The organism is Nocardiopsis sp. RV163, assembly GCF_001029525.1.
GTDB lineage: Bacteria > Actinomycetota > Actinomycetes > Streptosporangiales > Streptosporangiaceae > Nocardiopsis > Nocardiopsis dassonvillei.
In genome coordinates, this window is the sequence record NZ_LEKI01000055.1 from 14,835 (window position 1) to 32,007 (window position 17,173).

The 17,173-nt window shown below is 73.3% G+C and carries 15 protein-coding genes and 1 pseudogene; 6 read left to right on the top strand and 10 right to left on the bottom strand.

The features are described 5' to 3' along the window. Positions 1-136: 136 nt before the first annotated feature. Complete coding sequence (locus tag ABD54_RS28990; protein WP_235432044.1) at positions 137-346, top strand: thiamine phosphate synthase; 210 nt, start codon at positions 137-139, stop codon at positions 344-346. A 58-nt stretch (positions 347-404) separates the two neighbouring features. Here ABD54_RS28990 and ABD54_RS12285 read toward each other — a convergent pair whose 3' ends face one another. Both ABD54_RS12285 and xylB read right to left on the bottom strand, forming a co-directional pair. Next, the gene (locus tag ABD54_RS12285; RefSeq protein ID WP_047869594.1) at positions 405-1,376 is read right to left on the bottom strand and encodes an aldo/keto reductase; all 972 of its coding nucleotides are present in this window, start codon (positions 1,374-1,376) and stop codon (positions 405-407) included. 1,218 nt (positions 1,377-2,594) lie between these two features. Further along, a complete protein-coding gene (gene xylB / locus ABD54_RS12290; RefSeq protein ID WP_047869595.1) occupies positions 2,595-3,980 on the bottom strand; it encodes a xylulokinase in 1,386 nt (461 codons plus the stop codon). A 98-nt stretch (positions 3,981-4,078) separates the two neighbouring features. On the opposite strand from xylB, the gene ABD54_RS12295 reads away from it, so the two are divergent. After that, on the top strand, positions 4,079-4,468 hold the full coding sequence (locus ABD54_RS12295; protein ID WP_047869596.1) for a rhodanese-like domain-containing protein: 390 nt from the start codon (positions 4,079-4,081) through the stop codon (positions 4,466-4,468). Positions 4,469-4,531: 63 nt separating this feature from the next. Here the strand turns inward: ABD54_RS12295 and ABD54_RS29510 are convergent, their stop codons facing one another. Beyond that, entirely contained in the window at positions 4,532-4,651 is a 120-nt protein-coding gene (locus tag ABD54_RS29510; protein WP_327136762.1) for a helix-turn-helix domain-containing protein, read from the bottom strand. Positions 4,652-4,730: 79 nt separating this feature from the next. After that, positions 4,731-5,036, bottom strand: a pseudogene (locus ABD54_RS29515) (winged helix family transcriptional regulator); the annotation flags it as partial. Between the two features lie 245 nt (positions 5,037-5,281). Here ABD54_RS29515 and ABD54_RS12305 point away from each other — a divergent pair. Beyond that, a complete protein-coding gene (locus ABD54_RS12305) occupies positions 5,282-6,220 on the top strand; it encodes a MetQ/NlpA family ABC transporter substrate-binding protein (protein ID WP_047869597.1) in 939 nt (312 codons plus the stop codon). A gap of 117 nt (positions 6,221-6,337) precedes the next feature. Here ABD54_RS12305 and ABD54_RS12310 read toward each other — a convergent pair whose 3' ends face one another. The 3 genes from ABD54_RS12310 to ABD54_RS12320 all read right to left on the bottom strand — a co-directional run bounded on the left by ABD54_RS12310 (position 6,338) and on the right by ABD54_RS12320 (position 9,622). Beyond that, positions 6,338-7,327 carry a pectinesterase family protein gene (locus ABD54_RS12310; protein WP_235432045.1) on the bottom strand — a complete coding sequence of 330 codons (990 nt, stop codon included), beginning with the start codon at positions 7,325-7,327 and terminating at the stop codon, positions 6,338-6,340. Between the two features lie 227 nt (positions 7,328-7,554). Then, on the bottom strand, positions 7,555-8,148 hold the full coding sequence (locus ABD54_RS12315; protein ID WP_047869599.1) for a Dps family protein: 594 nt from the start codon (positions 8,146-8,148) through the stop codon (positions 7,555-7,557). 292 nt (positions 8,149-8,440) lie between these two features. Beyond that, positions 8,441-9,622, bottom strand: coding sequence for a CdaR family transcriptional regulator (locus ABD54_RS12320; protein ID WP_047869600.1), 1,182 nt, complete (start codon positions 9,620-9,622; stop codon positions 8,441-8,443). A 404-nt stretch (positions 9,623-10,026) separates the two neighbouring features. Here ABD54_RS12320 and ABD54_RS12325 point away from each other — a divergent pair, with 404 nt between their 5' ends. Continuing rightward, positions 10,027-10,854: an aldo/keto reductase gene (locus ABD54_RS12325; RefSeq protein WP_047869609.1), complete on the top strand. Its 828-nt coding sequence runs from the start codon at positions 10,027-10,029 to the stop codon at positions 10,852-10,854. Positions 10,855-10,893: 39 nt separating this feature from the next. Here ABD54_RS12325 and ABD54_RS28555 read toward each other — a convergent pair whose 3' ends face one another. After that, positions 10,894-11,055: a hypothetical protein gene (locus tag ABD54_RS28555; protein ID WP_200904097.1), complete on the bottom strand. Its 162-nt coding sequence runs from the start codon at positions 11,053-11,055 to the stop codon at positions 10,894-10,896. Positions 11,056-11,143: 88 nt separating this feature from the next. Here ABD54_RS28555 and ABD54_RS12335 point away from each other — a divergent pair, with 88 nt between their 5' ends. Continuing rightward, complete coding sequence (locus tag ABD54_RS12335) at positions 11,144-11,674, top strand: RidA family protein (protein WP_047869602.1); 531 nt, start codon at positions 11,144-11,146, stop codon at positions 11,672-11,674. A gap of 285 nt (positions 11,675-11,959) precedes the next feature. On the opposite strand, the gene ABD54_RS12345 is transcribed toward ABD54_RS12335, so the two are convergent. Next, entirely contained in the window at positions 11,960-12,844 is an 885-nt protein-coding gene (locus ABD54_RS12345; RefSeq protein ID WP_047869604.1) for a sulfotransferase, read from the bottom strand. 174 nt (positions 12,845-13,018) lie between these two features. Here ABD54_RS12345 and ABD54_RS12350 point away from each other — a divergent pair, with 174 nt between their 5' ends. Next, positions 13,019-13,819: a Sir2 family NAD-dependent protein deacetylase gene (locus ABD54_RS12350; RefSeq protein ID WP_047869605.1), complete on the top strand. Its 801-nt coding sequence runs from the start codon at positions 13,019-13,021 to the stop codon at positions 13,817-13,819. Positions 13,820-13,828: 9 nt separating this feature from the next. On the opposite strand, the gene ABD54_RS12355 is transcribed toward ABD54_RS12350, so the two are convergent. Then, a complete protein-coding gene (locus tag ABD54_RS12355) occupies positions 13,829-17,062 on the bottom strand; it encodes an NACHT domain-containing NTPase (RefSeq protein WP_047869606.1) in 3,234 nt (1,077 codons plus the stop codon). Positions 17,063-17,173 lie beyond the last annotated feature (111 nt).

The following is a 17,173-nucleotide window of genomic DNA, read 5'->3' on the forward strand; positions in this document are numbered from 1 at the left end:
GGCGTCACCGCGGTCGAGGTGCCCGCCCGCGACGCCCTCGGCCTGGAGGCGCTGCGCGCGACCGTCAGGGCCGGGGCCGAGCGCGGCCACCCCGTGGGCGCGGGCACGGTGATCGCCCCCGAACAGGTGCGCGACGGTGAAGGCGGCACCGGCCCCCGCCACGTCGCTCGGCTCGGCGTGGTTGCGTGCCGTGCAGGGGCCCTTCCCCGACGTGCGGATCGTGGCCACCGGCGGCATGGACGCCCGCAACGCGCGCGAGTACCTCGACGCGGGGGCGCGGATGGTGGCGGTCGGCTCGGCGCTGGCCGACCCCGAGCAGATCCCCCTGCTGGCCGAACTCGTCTGACCGAGCCCGGAGCCCCGGCCCTCTGACCAGCGGGCCGGGGCCTGTGGAGTCCCGGGCCTCAGGCTCCCTCGGACGGCTCCGGGTCGGTGGCCCGGGTCAGCAGGGCCGCGGACTCCTCGTCCAACCGCAGGTGGTTGGCGGGCAGGAGGTCGGCAAGCTGGCGGGTGTCGCGGGCGCTGGCCAGCACCGACGCCACGGACGGCCGGTCCGCCAGCCACGCCAGGGCCACGGCCGCCGGGGAGGCCCCGCAACGTTCGGCGACCCTGTCCAGGGCGTCGAGCACCCGCCGACCGCGCGGTTCGTCCAGGTAGGCGCGGGCCCTCCCGGCGCGCGGGCTGTCCACGTCGGTCGATCCCGGCCGGTACTTGCCGGTGAGGAAGCCCCGGGCCAGGCCGGAGTGGGGCAGCAGCGCCAGACCGCGCTCGCGCGCCAGCGGCACCAGGTCGGCCTCGATCCCGCGCTCCACCAGGTTGTACAGGGGTTGGACGCACACCGGGGCGTGCAGGCCCCTCTCCTCGCACACCTCCAGCCACGCCCGGATGCGGCCGGGCTTGTGGTTGGACAGCCCCACGTGGCGCACCGCGCCCTCGTCCACCAGCTCGGAGAAGGCCTCGGCGCTCTCGGCCAGAGGGGTCTCGGCGTCGTCGAAGTGCGCGTAGTACAGGTCGATGGTCTCCACGCCCAGCCGTTCGAGCGAGGCCTTCGCGGCGGCCTTGACGTTGGACGCGGACAGGCCGCGAAAGTCCGGGTGCTCGCTGACCTTCGTGGCGATCACCGTGTCGGCGGGGCGTCCGCGCGAGGCGAGCCAGCGGCCGATGACAGTCTCGGACTCGCCGCCCCGGTGCCCCTCGACCCACGCGGAGTAGGAGTCCGCTGTGTCGAGGAAGTTCCCGCCCGCCTCGGTGTAGGCGTCCAGGATCCGGAAGGAGGCGCGCTCGTCCGCGGTCCAGCCGAAGACGTTCCCGCCCAGGCACAGGGGGGACACGCGCAGGGATGACTCCCCAAGCCGGCGAAGCCGTACGTGGTCCATGTTCGCCCCGCTTTCGTCGAGTGGTGGATGCGCCGACAGGCTAGACCCGGGGGTGCCGGAAAACCGGTCTCTCCTCCCTTCCCGGGGTGTCACACCGGGCGGCCGTGGCCGGAACCGGCCACCTTCCGGCCGCGCGGCCGGAAGCGGAGCGCAGTCGGCCGTGTCCGGCCATCCGCGCCTGTGGGGACCGGCGGGTGGGGCGGGGCCACCCGCACCTCGTGGACGGGTTCGGTCGGGTCGAGAACGCGGTGGAGCGCGGACCGGGGAACGGCGCCGGATCCCCCGGGAAGGGAGGTGAGCGTTCGCGTGGTGTGCGCGACCCTTTCCGCGGTGTGTCCCTCCGCGTCCGCCACGACCTGAGAAAGGAGCGGTTCGTCCGGGCGCAGGGGAGTCGCTTTCCCTCCGAACGCGGCGATGGGGGAGTCGCTGGCGATTTCGTGGTGGGGGGAACGCGCCGGGAACCGTGTGGGTGCCCGGGGCGGCGTCCTGGCGGTGGCAGTCCGGGCGCGGGCGTGCCCGCGGTCTCCGGTTTCCGCCGACTTGTCGTGTCCGGCGCCGCGGCAGAACACCGCCACGGGTGCTTGGATCCGGTGCGGATCGTCGCCGCGACTCGCGGAGGGGGCGGGGTCGACCCCCTCCACGGCCTGCCCCACGGCGCGACGACGGCGCCGATGCCACCGGGGAACTCGGTGACGCCCTCACGCGAGCCGGAGGTCCGCGCCCAGGTGAACACGACCTGCACGTGGGGAGCGGACTCCGGCACGGGGAGGATGTCGAGCAGCCGGGTCAGCGCGGTCACGGTGTGCGCCACCACGGGGACCCGGCGGCTCTGGGGAGCGGTGGACCGGGCCGGGGCCGACCCGATGGGCGCCCGCGGCCTCCCCTCGACCGGCGTGCGTCCTCCCGCCACCGCTCGCGTCCGTTCCGTCACGCGGCGGATCAGCGTACCGGACAGCCCCGCCCTCCGTCCCCGCCCGGGCGTCCGGACGGGGACGTGCCGGGCCCCTAAGGAGTGTTCCCCGGAGGCCTTCGGATCAGCGGGCGGCCGTCCGGGCCGTCTCCCGCGAGACGGTTCGCACGGGTCGGCCCGGTCGGCTCTGCCGGTGGAACCGGCGCGGCGAGGGGCGGCCCGCTGCTCGCGCGAACACCGGAACCGAAGGCTCTGCGCCCAGGGCGGCGGAGGGCGACGGGCGGGACCGAAACGATCCGGGGAACACGCTAGAGGCCGTGGACGGAGCGGCGCGCCTCGGCGTAGCCCTCGCGCACGTGCGGCGCGTTCACGGGCTCGGCGGAGGCCTCCGGTGCGCCCAGGTCCCAGGTCGGTGCCTCGGCGGTTCCCGCCAGCGTCCACGCCGCCTGCCGGGCCGCGCCCACGGCCACGTACTCGGCGGGCCGCGGCACGACCACCCGCGCGCCCAGGACGGTCGGCGCGACCGCCCGCACGGCGGCCGACTGGGCCGCCCCGCCCACGAGCAGCACCCGGTTGACCGGGATGCCGGTGTCGGTCATCGCGGACAGCCCGTCGGCCAGCCCGCACAGCATGCCCTCCACCGCCGCGCGGGCGATGTTCTCCGGTCGCATGTTGGACCGGCGCAGCCCGTGCAGCGACCCCGCGGCGTCGGGCAGCACCGGCGTGCGCTCGCCGTCCAGGTAGGGCAGCAGCACGACGCCCTCCGCGCCCGGCTCGGCCGCCAGCGCCAGTTCGTCCAGCCCCGCCAGGTCCACGCCCAGCATCGCGGCGGTGGCGCCGAGCACCCGCGCCGCGTTGAGGGTGCACACCAGCGGCAGGTACCGGCCGGTCGCGTCCGCGTACCCGCAGATGATGCCGCTGGGGTCCTGCGTGGGGCCCTCGCTCACGGCGAACACGGTGCCGCTGGTGCCCAGTGAGACCACGGCGTCCCCCGGGCGCAGTCCCAGGCCCAGCGCGCTGCCCATGTTGTCCCCGGTGCCCGGGGCCACCAGCGCGCCCGAGGGCGTGCGCCCCACGGCCTCGGCCGGTTCGGCCACGCGCGGAACCCGGATCTCGCGTCCGAACGCCCGCGCCAGCAGGTCGGGGCGGTAGGCGTTGTCGGTCGCCGACCAGTAACCGGTGCCCGAGGCGTCGCCGCGGTCGGTGGTGGGCTCGGACCCGGCTCCGGTCAGCCGCCAGGTGAGCCAGTCGTGGGGGAGCATCACCGCGGTCGTGCGGTCGGCGTGCTCCGGCTCGTGCCGGGCGAGCCAGCGCAGCTTGCTCACGGTCAGGCTGGCGTTGGGCACGTTGTCCACGGCCTTGGCCCACTCGGCGGGGCCGCCCAGCTCCTCGATCAGGTCCAGGGCCGTTCCGGCCGAACGGGTGTCGTTCCACAGCAGCGCCGGGCGGACCACCGCGCCGACCTCGTCCACGGCGACCATGCCGTGCTGCTGTCCGGCGACGGAGACGGCGGCCACGTCGTCGAGCAGGCCGGAGGAGGCCTGTTCCAGGGCCGACCACCAGGCGTCGGGGTGGACCTCGGTCCCGTCGGGATGCGGGGCGCGGGCCTCGCGCACCAACGCGCCGCTGTCAGCGTCGCAGACCACGACCTTGCAGGACTGGGTCGAGCTGTCGATTCCGGCGACCAGGGGCATGGTTCTCGCTCCGTGAGGGCAGGGTGGGGTGGCAACCCCCACAACCTAGAGGATCGGGGCCGGTACTGAAAAGCGGTGTCACTGCCCGTTGTCCCGTTGTGACCGTTTTCCTCCGTTGCGCTCGGCGGCGCGCCCGCCTGGACCGGCTCTCGCCCGCCGAGGCGCTGGCGGCCCAGCGCGAGGGCGCCCTGCTGGTCGACACCCGTCCCGCCGCCAACCGCGAGGCCGAGGGGGAGGTCCCCGGCGCGCTGGTGATCGACCGCAACGTGCTGGAGTGGCGCCTGGACCCCACCAGCCCGGACAGGGTCCCCGAGGCCGACTCCGCCGACCGGCTCGTCGTGCTGTTCTGCAACGAGGGCTACGCCTCGAGCCTGGCGGCGGTCCAGCTCCGGGAGCTGGGCCTGTCCCGGGCCACCGACGTGGTCGGCGGCTACCGCGCCTGGCGGGCCCACGGGTTGCCCGTCACCGGGTCCGCGCTCGGCGGCTGACGCCCCTGAGCCCGACCCGGATCCCGCCGCGCGGCCCCGCTCCCGGGGCCGCGCGCGGGCGTCTCAGCCTCCGGCGGCTGACACCGGCGCCGGAGCCCCCTCGTAGACGTAGCCGACCCTGCGCACGGTGGTGATGAGACCCCCGGCAGGACCGAGTTCGCGGCGCAGCCGGTGGACGTGCACGTCGATCGTGCGCGTGCTCCGTCCCCCGCGCGCTCCACACCCGTTCCAGCAGCTCCTCGCGGGGGATGGCGCGCCGGGGCGAGGCGGTCAGGCAGTCCAGCAGCTCGTACTCCCGGTAGGTCAGCTCGATCTCCCGGCCGCCGGACCAGACCCGGCGGGCGCCGCGGTCCACGAGCAGCCCGGCGCGCACGCGGGGCGGCGGCCGGTCGGGTGCGCGCGGCTCGTCCACGACGACGCCGTAGACCAGCATGTACCTGTCGCCGTCGGGCAGCGGCAGCACGCCGAGGAGCGAGTGCTCGGAGTCGGGTCCACCGGCCTGTGGCGGCGTGTTCCAGGGAGGTGCGGGGGCGGGTGGTGCGCCGAGAGGGCTGTCTGCGCTGGGCATGCCACCATGATGCGCGCATAACCATATAATTTCTACCTGTTAGATAGGCAATATGGCGCGTGTGGCCGATGCCACGTGCCCGGGGCCCGAGAAGTGATAATTCCTACCAATTCGGTGGATTAGGCTCTGATCAGCCCCGCGTTACCCCACAGGGTCCGCGGAGCCGCACTCTCGCCGGCACCCGTACCGGCCGCCGCGGGGCCCGTCCCCGCGATCCTCCATCCACGATCACGAAGGAGCGCACCATGCGCACGACTCCAGCCGTACTCGGAGCAGCCGCCCTCACCCTGGCGCTCGCCGCCTGCGGCGCGCCCAGCGAGCAGGCCGCCGGGTCCGGCGGCGAGGGGGACGTGCTGCGGGTGGGCGTCAGCCCGGTGCCGCACGGCGACATCCTCGCCTTCATCGAGGAGAACCTCGCCGAGGAGGCCGGGCTGAACCTGGAGATCGAGGAGATCTCCGACTACAACATCCCCAACACCGCCCTGGTCGAGGGCGAGCTGGACGCCAACTACTTCCAGCACCGCGCCTTCCTCGACGAGTGGACGGCCAACGGCCCCGACGCCGAGCTGACCTACCTGACCGACGTCCACATCGAGCGGCTCGGCCTGTACTCCGAGAGCGTCGAGAGCATCGACGACCTGCCCGACGGCGCCGAGATCGCGGTCCCCAACGACCCGGCCAACCTCGCCCGCGCCCTGGGCATCCTGGAGGCCGAGGGCCTGGTGACCGTCGACCCCGAGGCCGGGGAGTCCGCCACCGAGAACGACATCGCCGACAACCCGCGCGACATCACGGTGACCCCGCTGGAGGCCGCGCAGCTGCCCCGCTCGATCGCCGACGTGGACGCCGCGGTGGTCAACGGCAACTACGCCATCGAGGTCGACCTGCCCGAGCAGTCCAACGTCCTGGCCTGGGAGCCCGAGGGCGACGACTACGTCGAGTCCTACGCCAACGGCCTGGTGACCCTGGCCGAGAACGCCGAGGACGAGCGCGTCAAGCTGCTCGCCGAGCTGCTGCACGACGAGCGGGTCCTGGAGTTCATCCAGGAGTCCTGGCAGGGCGTGGTCCTGGCCGTGGACGCCGAGGGCGAAATCGTCGAGACCGCCGCCGACGACGCGTCCGGGAGCCCCGAGGCCAGCGCCGACGACGACGCCGAGGAGAGCCCCGAGGCCGACCAGGAGTAGCCGGATCCACGGGTGCGGACGGGCCCCGGCGGGGACCGCCGTCCGCGCGCCCCGTCCGTTCGCGAGGGCGGTGGAGCAGTCGGCTCCGCCGCCCTCCGCGGTGTCCGGCCGCCGGGGTCAGCGTCCCCGCGCGGTGCGCTCCGGGCGCTCCCGCACCGGGTCCCACCCGTCGTCCCCGGCCAGGTAGGCCTCGACGGTGTGCCGGGCCGCCTCCGCCGTGTCCATCTGCGGCCGGTCCGCGGTGACCAGCGCGCCCGGACCGGAGTTGCGGTACTCCAGCATCCGGAACCGCCGCCAGTCGTGGCCGGAGGCCATCGCGGTCCAGCCCTCCCCGCAGAAGTGGCGGTCCATCCAGGAGTCGCGCACCAGCACCCGCGGCTCGGCGTCAGGATGCGAGCTGGGCACCCACGGGCGGCCCAGGTAGACGGTCCCGGCGGGGGCGTCACCGGTGAAGCGGCCCCGGGTGACCAGGAAGCCGAACTCCCGTCCGGGCCGGGTGCTCGGCGCGGTCACGTAGCCGTTGTCGGTGTCGCTGCCCCGGTCCAGGGAGTGGAACACGCACCCGTCGAACACGGCCGTGGCCCGGCCGAAGACGAAGTCCACGTCGCCCTCGACGTAACAGCCGCGGTAGTACTGCCGCGCGGGGGTGTCCGCGTCCGGCGAGTCCGCGTACAGCGTGTCCTGGTGGCCCAGGAAGCGCGCGTTGTCGAAGACCAGCCGGTCCCCGGTGGCGCGCACCGCGACCGCCTGGGTCCCGGTGACGCCGGGGTGCTCCTCGCGCAGCCAGGAGTTCTCGAAGGTCAGGTCGCGGACGCGCGTGTCGTCCCCGCCGATGAGGACGCTGGCGCTGCCGGACGTGCCGTAGGTCCCTCCTCGGGGCCTGGGAGTGCCCGCCGCGCGGTCGTGGGTGATGACCACGTCGCGGGGGTCGCCGGTCGCGCCGAGCAGGGTGATCCCGGGCCTGTCCGCGGGAAGCGTCACCGGCCCGCGGTAGACGCCCGCCCCGACCCGGATGGTGACGTGTTCGGCGCCGCCCGGGGCAACGGAATCGACCGCGGCCTGGACCCCGGTGTGGTCGCCGGAGCCGTCGGCGGCCACGGTGATCACCCTGCCCTCCGCTTCGGGGGACGGCCGAACGCCCGGCCCGGGGCCGGCGGGGGAGCTGCGGCGGACCATGGGGAGGCCCCTCTCCTGTGGTAAACGCTTCCTTCAAGGGCATGACCGGTACTGCAACCGATTGCAGAACTGTCCCCGACCCCGCCGCGCCCCGTCAACCCCAAGCGCGTCGAGGGGCCCGGCGCGACCGCCGGACCCCTCGTCACGTGTGTTGCGCCCTAGGTGCGCACCAGCGGGGTGTCCACCAGGTGCTCGGCCACGAACCAGGCCTGGAGCTCGTTGGTGCGGATCACGTCCGACACCAGCAGGTCGTTCGTGCCGTCGTCACCCAGCTCCTGCGTGCGCGCGGCGGCGTCGTGGGAGTCCTCCAGGATCGTCTCGTGCGCCTCCAGCAGGCGGGAGAGCATCGCGGGCACCTCCTCGACGCCGTTGGGCGGACGCGGGATGCTGGTGATCTCCGCGACGTGCCTGGGGTCGCCGACCGCCACGCCGCCGAGGGTCTGCACGCGCTCGGCCAGGTCGTCGATCAGCGCGGTCTGCTCGTCGGCGTGCTTGTCCATCAGCAGGTGCAGCTGGTAGAAGGTGTGCCCGCGCATGAGCCAGTGGTGCTTCTTGTACAGGTCGTGCAGGATGCGCGTGTCGCACAGCACCTGGTTGAGCCGCTGGCACGAGTACATCCGGGTGTCGTAGGACAGCCCGACCGGGAACTGGCGGACCGTCCCGAACTCCTGGATCTCCTCGCCGCTCTGGTGCAGCCACGGCTGGCTGCTCCTGGGCTTGGGTGCTCCGGTCTTGCGCTCTGCGGTCGTCACTCTGGTCCCCCTCCAGTCGGTGTGACCCGTGTAGCGGTGAGCGCGCGGTGGTCGCGGCTCCGCCTGCCAGTGTCGGCTACCCAACGCTCCCGGGGGCCCAACCCCGCGCCAACCGGGGGTAAGTTTCATGTGCTTTCGCCGGTCGGAGCGCTCCGACCGGCCCGGCGCGGGCGCCCGCTGGCGTCCTGCCCGCGCACCCCCGTGAAGAGAGGAGTCCCGTGAGCCGGGACGTGCTGCTGACGTCGGCGCCACGGGACCGGATGGCCCGGACACCCGTCCGGGCGGGAGCGGGTCAGGGCGCGATCGCGCACGCGGTCTCCAGCACGAACCGCTGCCAGGGCCGGTGCGGGTCGTGCCCGGTCAGCTCCCGAACCCGGCGCAGCCGGTAGCGCAGTGTCTGGGCGTGCACGTGCAGCTCCTGCGCGGCCGTCGTCGCCGCGCCCTCGCGCAGGTAGGCCCGCAGCGTCTCCAGCAGGTGGGCGTTGCCCTCGGCCAGCAGCGGCCCCAGCACGGCGCCGCGGACCGGGGCCGGGGTGACCGGGCCGCCGTTGAGCAGCGCCAGCACGTACGCGTCGGAGGTCCCGAGCAGCCCCCGCGGATCGAAGGCGTGCGGGGGCGCGGTCTCCAGGGCGTCGTCGGCCAGCCGGTAGGCGGCCGACATGTCGGCCAGCGCCCGCGGCTCCAGCACGCACCCGCGCCAGGGGCGTGCGCCGAGCACGGAGGCCACCCGGTCGGTGTCGCCGGGGCGGACCAGCAGCACCACCCGTCCAGACCGCGTGGTGACCAGCGGATCGCCGACCGCCGGTTCCACCAGGCCCAGAAGCTCCATCCCGGCGGCGGGCGAGGCCGACCGCGGCCCCCTGTCGGAGTGGCCGCCGTCGGCCTCGGCCGCCACCAGCACAGCCGGGTCGGGCGGGGCGATGCCGAGGGTCCGCGCCCGGTCGCGGATGGCCCCGCGCGAGGCCTGCCGACCGATCAGCAGGTCGTCCAGGAGGGCCCGGCGGGCCCGCTCCAGGTCCGCGTCCAGGCGCCGCGCGGCCTCGGCGTGGCCCGCAGACAGGCTCTCGGAGATCTGGTCGATCGAGGTCAACCACAGTTCGCCCAGAGCGAACACGTCGGCGGCGTCGAGCCGGTCGGAGGCCAGTTCGGCGACCAGGCGCACCGCCGCGGCCGAGCCCACCCGGTGCGCGCGCACCACCGCGCCGATCGGACGCCCGTCGGCAGCCCTCGACCGGCCGATGCCGCGCAGCCGCTCCACGTCCTCCGGCGGCAGCCGCGTCGCTCCGGCCGCCCACAGCTCCAGCGAGCGGCCCATCAGCCACCCGGTGATCGCCCGCACCTCAGTGAGCTGGGACCCGTGCAGGGCGCGGTAGGCCGGGACCTCGGCGTGCACCTCGGCGACGATGCGCTCGACCAGTCCGGCCCGCTCCCGCGCCAGCTCGGCCCCGATCCGGGCGCGCTGCTCGTGTCCCATCGCCCCACCTCCAGAACGGCCAGGGCAGCCTATCGGCGGCGGCCCCTCGGGCGCAGGGGACCGGAGGGCGTGTGGGCACGACCGGCCCCACCGGGTAGGGGGAGAAGAGAGCACGGTGACGCGTGGGAGGTGCCGCCAGGGTGGGGAGGGAGGAAGCCGGAGGGAACCTCGCGCCGCTCCCGCCGGGGTTCTCCCGGTCCGCCCGGCGACCTCGGTGTCCGGGATGTCCCCACACGTCGGCTGTCACCGGGAGTGAACGGTAAAAAGCCCGCACAGTCAAGGCACATCTGGGACCGCGACCCGCGCCGACGTGGCAGTATGCGACTGCGGTAGGGGGAAGACCGCACGCTGGAAGAGCAAGGCAGACCGTTCGGCGCTGACGGGGGATGAGACAGATGCAGCAGATGACCGTTCCAGAACTCACTCTGGGTAATGGTCTGCGCATTCCGCAACTGGGCTTCGGCGTGTGGCAGGTGCCCCAGGAGGAGGTCGTGGCGGCCGTCTCCACCGCGCTGGAGACGGGCTACCGCAGCATCGACACCGCGGCCGCCTACGGCAACGAGGAGGGGGTGGGCGAGGCGCTGCGCCGCTCCGGCCTGGAGCGCGGAGAGCTGTTCGTGACGACCAAGCTGGCCAACCCCGACCAGGGCTACGACGCCACCCTGCGCGCCTTCGAGGCCAGCCTGGGCCGCCTGGACCTGGACACCGTCGACCTGTACCTCGTGCACTGGCCCATGCCCCGCAGGGACCTGTACGTGCCGACCTGGAAGGCGCTGGAGCGCCTCTACGCCGAGGGTCGCGTCCGCGCCATCGGCGTGTCCAACTTCCAGCGCCCGCACCTGGAGCGGGTCATGGAGGAGGGCGGCATCACGCCCATGGTCAACCAGATCGAGCTGCACCCGCTGCTCACACAGGCGGACATGCGCTCCTTCGACGCCAAGCACGGCATCGTCACCGAGGCGTGGAGCCCCCTGGGGCAGGGCAAACTGCTCGGCCACCCGACCGTCGTGGCGGTCGCCGAGCAGCACGAGCGCACCCCCGCCCAGGTGCTGCTGCGCTGGCACATCCAGCTCGGCAACGCGGTGATCCCCAAGTCGGTGACCCCCGAGCGCATCCGCTCCAACTTCCAGGTCTTCGACTTCGAGCTCTCCCGCGCTGAGATGGACCGGATCAGCGGGCTCAACACCGACAGCAGGTTCGGCCCCGACCCCGACGACTTCGACGGCGCCTGAACCTCTCCGCCGCCCGCCCGGGCGCTCGGACGGGCTCTCCTAGCCGCGCAGCTCCCGGTGCCTGCGGGCCCCGGTCAGGACCGCCTCGGTGCCGTCGCGGCGCATGCGGCCCACGTAGACGGCGCCGCCGACGAAGATGGCGGCGAAGACCCCCAGCGTGGCGACGAGGGCGAGGGCGGACAGCAGCACAGTGATCGACATGCGCTCATCGTAGCCGCACGCGCGGCGGGTTCCCAAAGGGGCCGTCCGGCGCGGGCCGCGGGAGCGACACCGGCAGGAGGGGCCGCCGATGGGCCGCACACCGCACGAGATCGTCAACCCGCTCACCCTCGCCGAGCCGAAGGGCTCCTCCCACGCGCTCGTGGTCAGCCCCGGGCGGGTGGTCCACGTCGGCGGGCAGCGCGCGCACCTCCCCGACGGCAGGATCGTCGGGACGGGCCTGCCGGAGCAGTTCGACCGCGCGCTCGCCAACGCGGTGGAGGCGCTGCGCGCGGCGGGCGCCGAGCCCGCCCACGTGGTGGACATTCGCGTCTTCACCACGTCCATGGCCGCCTATCGGGCCCAGAGGCAGAGCGTCGACGCGGTCTACCGGCGCCACATGGGCCGCTGCCACCCGCCGATGACGGTCCTGGGGGTGGCCGACCTCCTGGACCCCGACGCCGTGGTGGAGGTGGTGTGCACCGCCGTGGTCCCCGACGCGGCCGGGAGCGGGCCCCTGTTCGCGGAGCGGGTGTGGAAGCCGGTCGAGGAGGGCGGACGGACCGAGGCCACCGCCTCCGCGGACGGGGTCGGCCCGCTTCCGGCCCGGGAGCGTCCGTAGCGCCCCCGGTCCCGCGTTGCGGAGTCCGGGCGGCAGTGCCGGCGACGGCCTCGGCCCGCCGTTCCGGAAGCCGCTAGGGGTCGCTCTCGGTGGTTGCGCTCGTGTGCTCCGGTTCCCGGTCGGGAGCGCCGGTAGCCTTCACGTCCTTCCGGGCGGCGCGGCTTTCGGTTCCCCCGGCGCTCACCAGCGCCACGGCCACCGCGCACACCGCCACCCCCGCAAGGGCGACCGGGCCCACCGGGTCGCCGAACATCAACTGAGGGCTCCGGCCGGACCGGCGGGGGCTCAGGTGTAACCGAGCCGGGACAGCTCCGTGCCCGCCACCTCGCGCACGTCGCCGTACTGGTCGCGGGTCAGGCGCTCGCGCCACGACCCCACGCCCCACGACTCCGGGGTCAGCAGCTCCGAGGCCGACACCCGCGCACCGGTGAACTCCCGCAGCCGCTCGGCCGTCTCCACCTCGCCGCCGTGCACGTCCTCGTAGCGCAGGGTCAGCAGCTGCTCGGCGCCGATGGAGCGGCGCAGCAGCGCCGACATGCGGATCGCCCCGCGCCAGCGCATCGCGCACTTGGCGGCGGTGGAGCCCTCCGTGAACGAGGACAGGTCCGACTCCTCCTCCAAGCCGAAGAAGTGGTTGGGGAACTCGTGGTCGAGCTTCATGAAGCTCGGCTTGAGCCAGGCCAGCGAGCGCTCGTCCTCCATCATGTCCGCGATGACGTCGCGGCCGTCCCGGATGACCTGTACGAACAGGGCGTCGGGGAAGGCCGCGTGCAGGGCGGTGGCGCAGAACAGCAGGTCGGGGCTGGCGTCGCCGTAGCGGCGCACCTGCGCGCTGTGTTCGCAAGGCTCGGCGGCGGCGTTGGCGGGCACGCGAGCCCACGGCCCCGGACAGCGCGGGCAGGTCAGCGGCGTGAGCTGCCAGGCCTCGGCGTAGGCCTCGCGCAGAAGGCTCACCGTCCCGGCGGCCTTCTCCAGTGCGAGGGAGGGGCGTCTGGCCACGGCGTAGACGGCGTTGAGCACGCCCGACGAGCCCGCGCCCAGGTGCAGGCCGGGCACGCGGGACAGGGCACGGGCGACCTCGGCCACTCCCGAGTGGGGAGCGCCCAGGACGAACACCGGGCGCTCGACCTTGGTCCCGTTGACCACGAGGATGTAGGACGGCTGCTTCATGACGGTGTCGATTTTCGCACCCTTTGCCCACCTCGTGTGCATCGGCAGGGATGTGGCCTCCGTGCCCTTCCTGTACCCCCGAGGTTACGCCCCGGTCCGGCCCGGGTCGGGGGCGGTACGGCACCGGCGGGCGCGGTTGGGCGAACGGTGCCCCGACCGCGTAAGAATGGGGGTATGGCCTCGACGACCACCGAATCAGCGCCCTTCTCCGACCCGGCGGAGTTCGAACGGGCCGCCGAACTCCTGGAGTCCGCCGAACGCGTCACGGTCCTCACCGGGGCGGGGGTGTCCACCGACTCAGGCATCCCCGACTTCCGCGGACCGCACGGGGTGTGGACCACCGACCCGGACGCGCAGGCCCTGTCCGACATCGACATCTACATGGGCGACGCGGACGTGCGCCGCCGGGTGTGGGCCCAGCGCCGCACCCACCCGGTGTGGCGCGCCCGGCCCAACGCCGCGCACCGCGCCCTGGCCGACCTGGAGGCAACCGGACGGCTGCGCGCCCTGATCACCCAGAACATCGACGGCCTGCACCAGCGGGGCGGGGCGTCCGAGGACGCGGTCATCGAGGTGCACGGCACCATGCTGCGGGTGGTGTGCATGGCCTGCGGCCTGCGCACGCCGAGCGGGAAGGTGCTGGCGCGCCTGGACGAGGAGTCCGACCCCCGCTGCCCCGAGTGCGGGGGCGTCCAGAAGTCGGACACCGTCTCCTTCGGTCAGCGGCTTGACGCGCGGGTGGTCGACGCGGCCAGCCGGGCGGCCCGCGAGTGCGACGTGTTCCTGGCCGTCGGCACGTCGCTGACGGTCCACCCGGTGGCGGGGCTGTGCGACGTGGCCATGATGGCGCGGGCCGCCCTGGTCGTCGTCAACGCCGAGCCCACACCCTACGACGACTTCGCGGGCGCCGTGGTACGCGACCCCGTCGGCACGGCGCTCCCCGCCCTGGTGGAGCGGGTGCGCGCGGCCGTGTAGGGGCGGCGCTCAGCCGCCGCTGCCGTACCGGCCCGTCGGGGAGGGTGTCAGGCGCTGCTCGGGGACGGTGTCGGCGGCCTGTACCGGGGGTTCGGGGTGAGCGTTCCCCCGCGCCAGGTCCCGGACGCGCGCGAGGACCTCCCGGTCGGCGAAGCCCTCCAGACGGCGAAGCGTCGGCGCGAGCACCGGAAGGCTGAGCTGGGGGCCGGTCACCACCTCGGTCACCCCGGAGAGGTAGTGCTGCAACAGCTTCCGCACGTTTTCGGTCAGCGTGTCCTCGGGCCCGGACACGCCGAGGTCCTCCACGGCCTGCCTGAGCACCACGTGCTCCAGGCGTCCCAGAGTCCGGCTCGAGAGAAGCAGCCGCTTGTAGGCATCCAGCCGTTCCACGGGGTTTTCGGTGGCGGGGATCAGACGCAGCCGCAGTATCTCGTGCAACTCGAACCAGGTCGTTTCCGTTTCTGTCTCGGACTGCGCATCCACGTCGGTTTCAGTGGCGAGCTGCGAGTACCAGGTCGCCAGGTCGTCGGAGACGTAACGCAGGTAGGGAAGCAGCCCGAGCAGGAAGCGCGCGGACGTGCCGTTGACCCGCATCGCCGTCGACCGCAGCAGGCGGGACGTGGTCGTGTTGTGCGGCACGGTGATGTCGTAGGGATCGAGTACGGACGGACGGGCGTCCGTGTTCATCCGCAGCTCGAAGCCCATGCTCTCGCCGACGTTGACCGGTGAGGAGTCGTCCAGGTCCACGACGGTGGCCGGTCCCTCCTCGCTCCAGCCGTCCAGGTGGCGCACGCGCAGTGCCGCCACGATGCTGAACCATTCGGTTCCGGGCAGCGTCCGCCACAGCGCGGCCGTGTGCTGCCAGTCCTGGAGGGTCTCGGGGGAGTCCGGGAACAGCTCCCGGATGTTCACCGGCTCCCGGCGCACCAGGCACAGCAGGATCATGAGGTTGCTGGTGTAGTTGGCCTCCCGTCGGGTCAGCGGCAGCCGTGTGGGTTCGTGGGCGGTGTAGGAGCGGTTGGAGGCGGGGAAAGGCGCTTCCTGGAACAGCTCCACGAGCAGCCGCGCGTAGTCCTCGCGGGCCTCGGGGTCCTCGGCGAACCGCCTTTCGAGGAGTTCGGCGAGGAAGTCCACCACCTTCTGCCGACCCGCGTAGGTGGAGAAGGAGGACAGGGCGTACAGCTCGCCGTCGTCGGGACGCGTGCTGCGACCGCGGCGCCGGGACGAACGTGAGCGGGACTCGTCCAGCTCCTCCACTGCGGTGACCACTGCCCGTGCCACCAGGTACTCGCCGAAGGTGGCGTGCAGGAACTCGAACACGCTCGCGGTGCCGTCGCCCGTCTGCGCACGGGCCTCGTGCACGAAGAAGAACCGCCCCAGCACCTGGTGGGCCGGGTCGATCCGTCCGTGCAGGTTGGTGTCCTCCGGGCGCACCGCCGCTTCGGGCATGAGGACCGCCAGGTCCCGTTCCAGCTCGTCGGCGTCCACACTCTGCTTGCGCCGGGTGAACATCGCCAGCGCGGCGACCTCCAGACGCCGCAGTTCCTCCTCGATCGCGTCGTCCAGGTCCCGGTCGTTGAGGTGCGGCCGGTGCTTCTCCACCTCCCGGCGGGCGAACTTCCTCAGCAGGCTTTCGTACAGCTCACCGTGGGAGAGGGGCCTCGCGGTGCGGAGCAGGGGCTCCTCCGCCGCGTCGTAGATCAGCAGCATCATCAGCAGCAGCGGTTGCTCCGCCATCTCCCGGTAGGGGAGGAGCTCCTCCATCGTGGGGGGCCGACGCCCCTCATAGGTCAGGGAGCGGGCGTTCACCCGGTTCCATACCCTCAGCGCCGTGCCCATCTGCTTTTCGTCGAAGGGCTCCAGCCGCATCACCATGGAGCCGTCGGGGAAACGGGCCCGGTCCGCCACGACGGTGCGGCTGGTGACGATCACCGCGGTCGGCTGGCCTAGCGCCTCCTGCTGGTGCTGGAACTCCTGGACCCGCTCCAGGTAGTCGGAGCGGTCCACCCCGGTCGCCTGTAGGAGCTCGTCGAAGCCGTCCAGGATGATGACGGGCAGGGCGCCGTCCGCGGACTCGGCGAGTTCGCGCCAGGGCACCCGGGTGTGGAGGGTCGCGGCGAGCCCCTCCTCGATCTGCACATGGATGGGTGAGTTCGGCTGGACCGAGCGCAGCTCCACCCGGATGGGGAGGAAGTCGGAGTCGGGCAGACTGGCCGCGAGCATCTCCGTGAACTTGGACTTGCCCGCCCCGGGGTGGCCCAGGATGACCGTGGGGACCTCCGTGGCGATCGAGTGGACCAAGTGCGCGGCGATGACCCGCTGAAGGTCCGCGAGCACGGGAAGGCGCTCCCACCACTCCTCGGAGGAGGGGCTGCCACTGTGCACCGCGTAGGCGGCGCGACCCCTCGGCGGGACGTAGGCGTCCTCCAGCGTGGGCAGGTACAGACCCGGCGGGACGTCGTCCGAACGCAGCACCGGTTGGCGCAGGACCGCACGGTACCCGGCGGACAGCTCCTTGCGCCTGACGTCCACCGCACGGCGGGAGCTGATCTCCTCCAGACGCCGACGCAGCTCTCCGAGCCCCGTCCCGACGGTCTCGCGCGTGTGCTCGTGCTCGGCCAGGTGCGCCCACATGCCGAACTCGGGGACGTCGGCGGAGAGCTGACGGTAGGACTCCCGGTACCGGTGGGAGGCGTACCGGGGGACCAGATCCCGCATCCGCTCCAGGAGTGTGTGGTCCTGCGAGGTGACGCCGTGCCGCTCGACCACCGCCAGTCCCGTCAGGACCGCCGCGAAGTCCCTGAACAGGAAGTCCGAGAAGAAGCGCGGAATCCAGCCCGACCCCGGGGACACGGCCGGGCTTGTCCCGGAGTGGGCCAGGACACGGTCCATCAGCGCGACCTGTTCCTCCCGGGTGAACTCCAGATCGGTCAGGGAGAAGGGGGCGTCCAGTTCGGTCAAAGCCTCCTCGACCGCTTCGAAGAACGCGACGATGACCAGGATCTGATGCGCCGCCTCGATCTTCTCCGTCCGCGACGTGCGGCTCTCACCGCTGATCTTGTCCCGGATGCCCTCGATGGCTTGGCGCCCTCCGCTGACCAGGGCTCCCCGCAGGCCGAAGAGGTCGGGCACCCCCACCAGCCCCAGCCCGCCGTCCGTGAGCCTCTCGGCGAGGTTCATCACCTCCGAGTCGTTCTGGCCGAGGATCTTGAGCGCGTCCGCGTAGGTGAGCCGTTTCGCCATCGGGGGTGCCTCTTCCCGCTTCGAGGGGGTTGTGGGAACACGGTCGGACCCGGCACCGGGGGCGGTGCCGAGTCCGCAGGTGTTCCCACAACCCCCTCGAAGCGGGAAGAG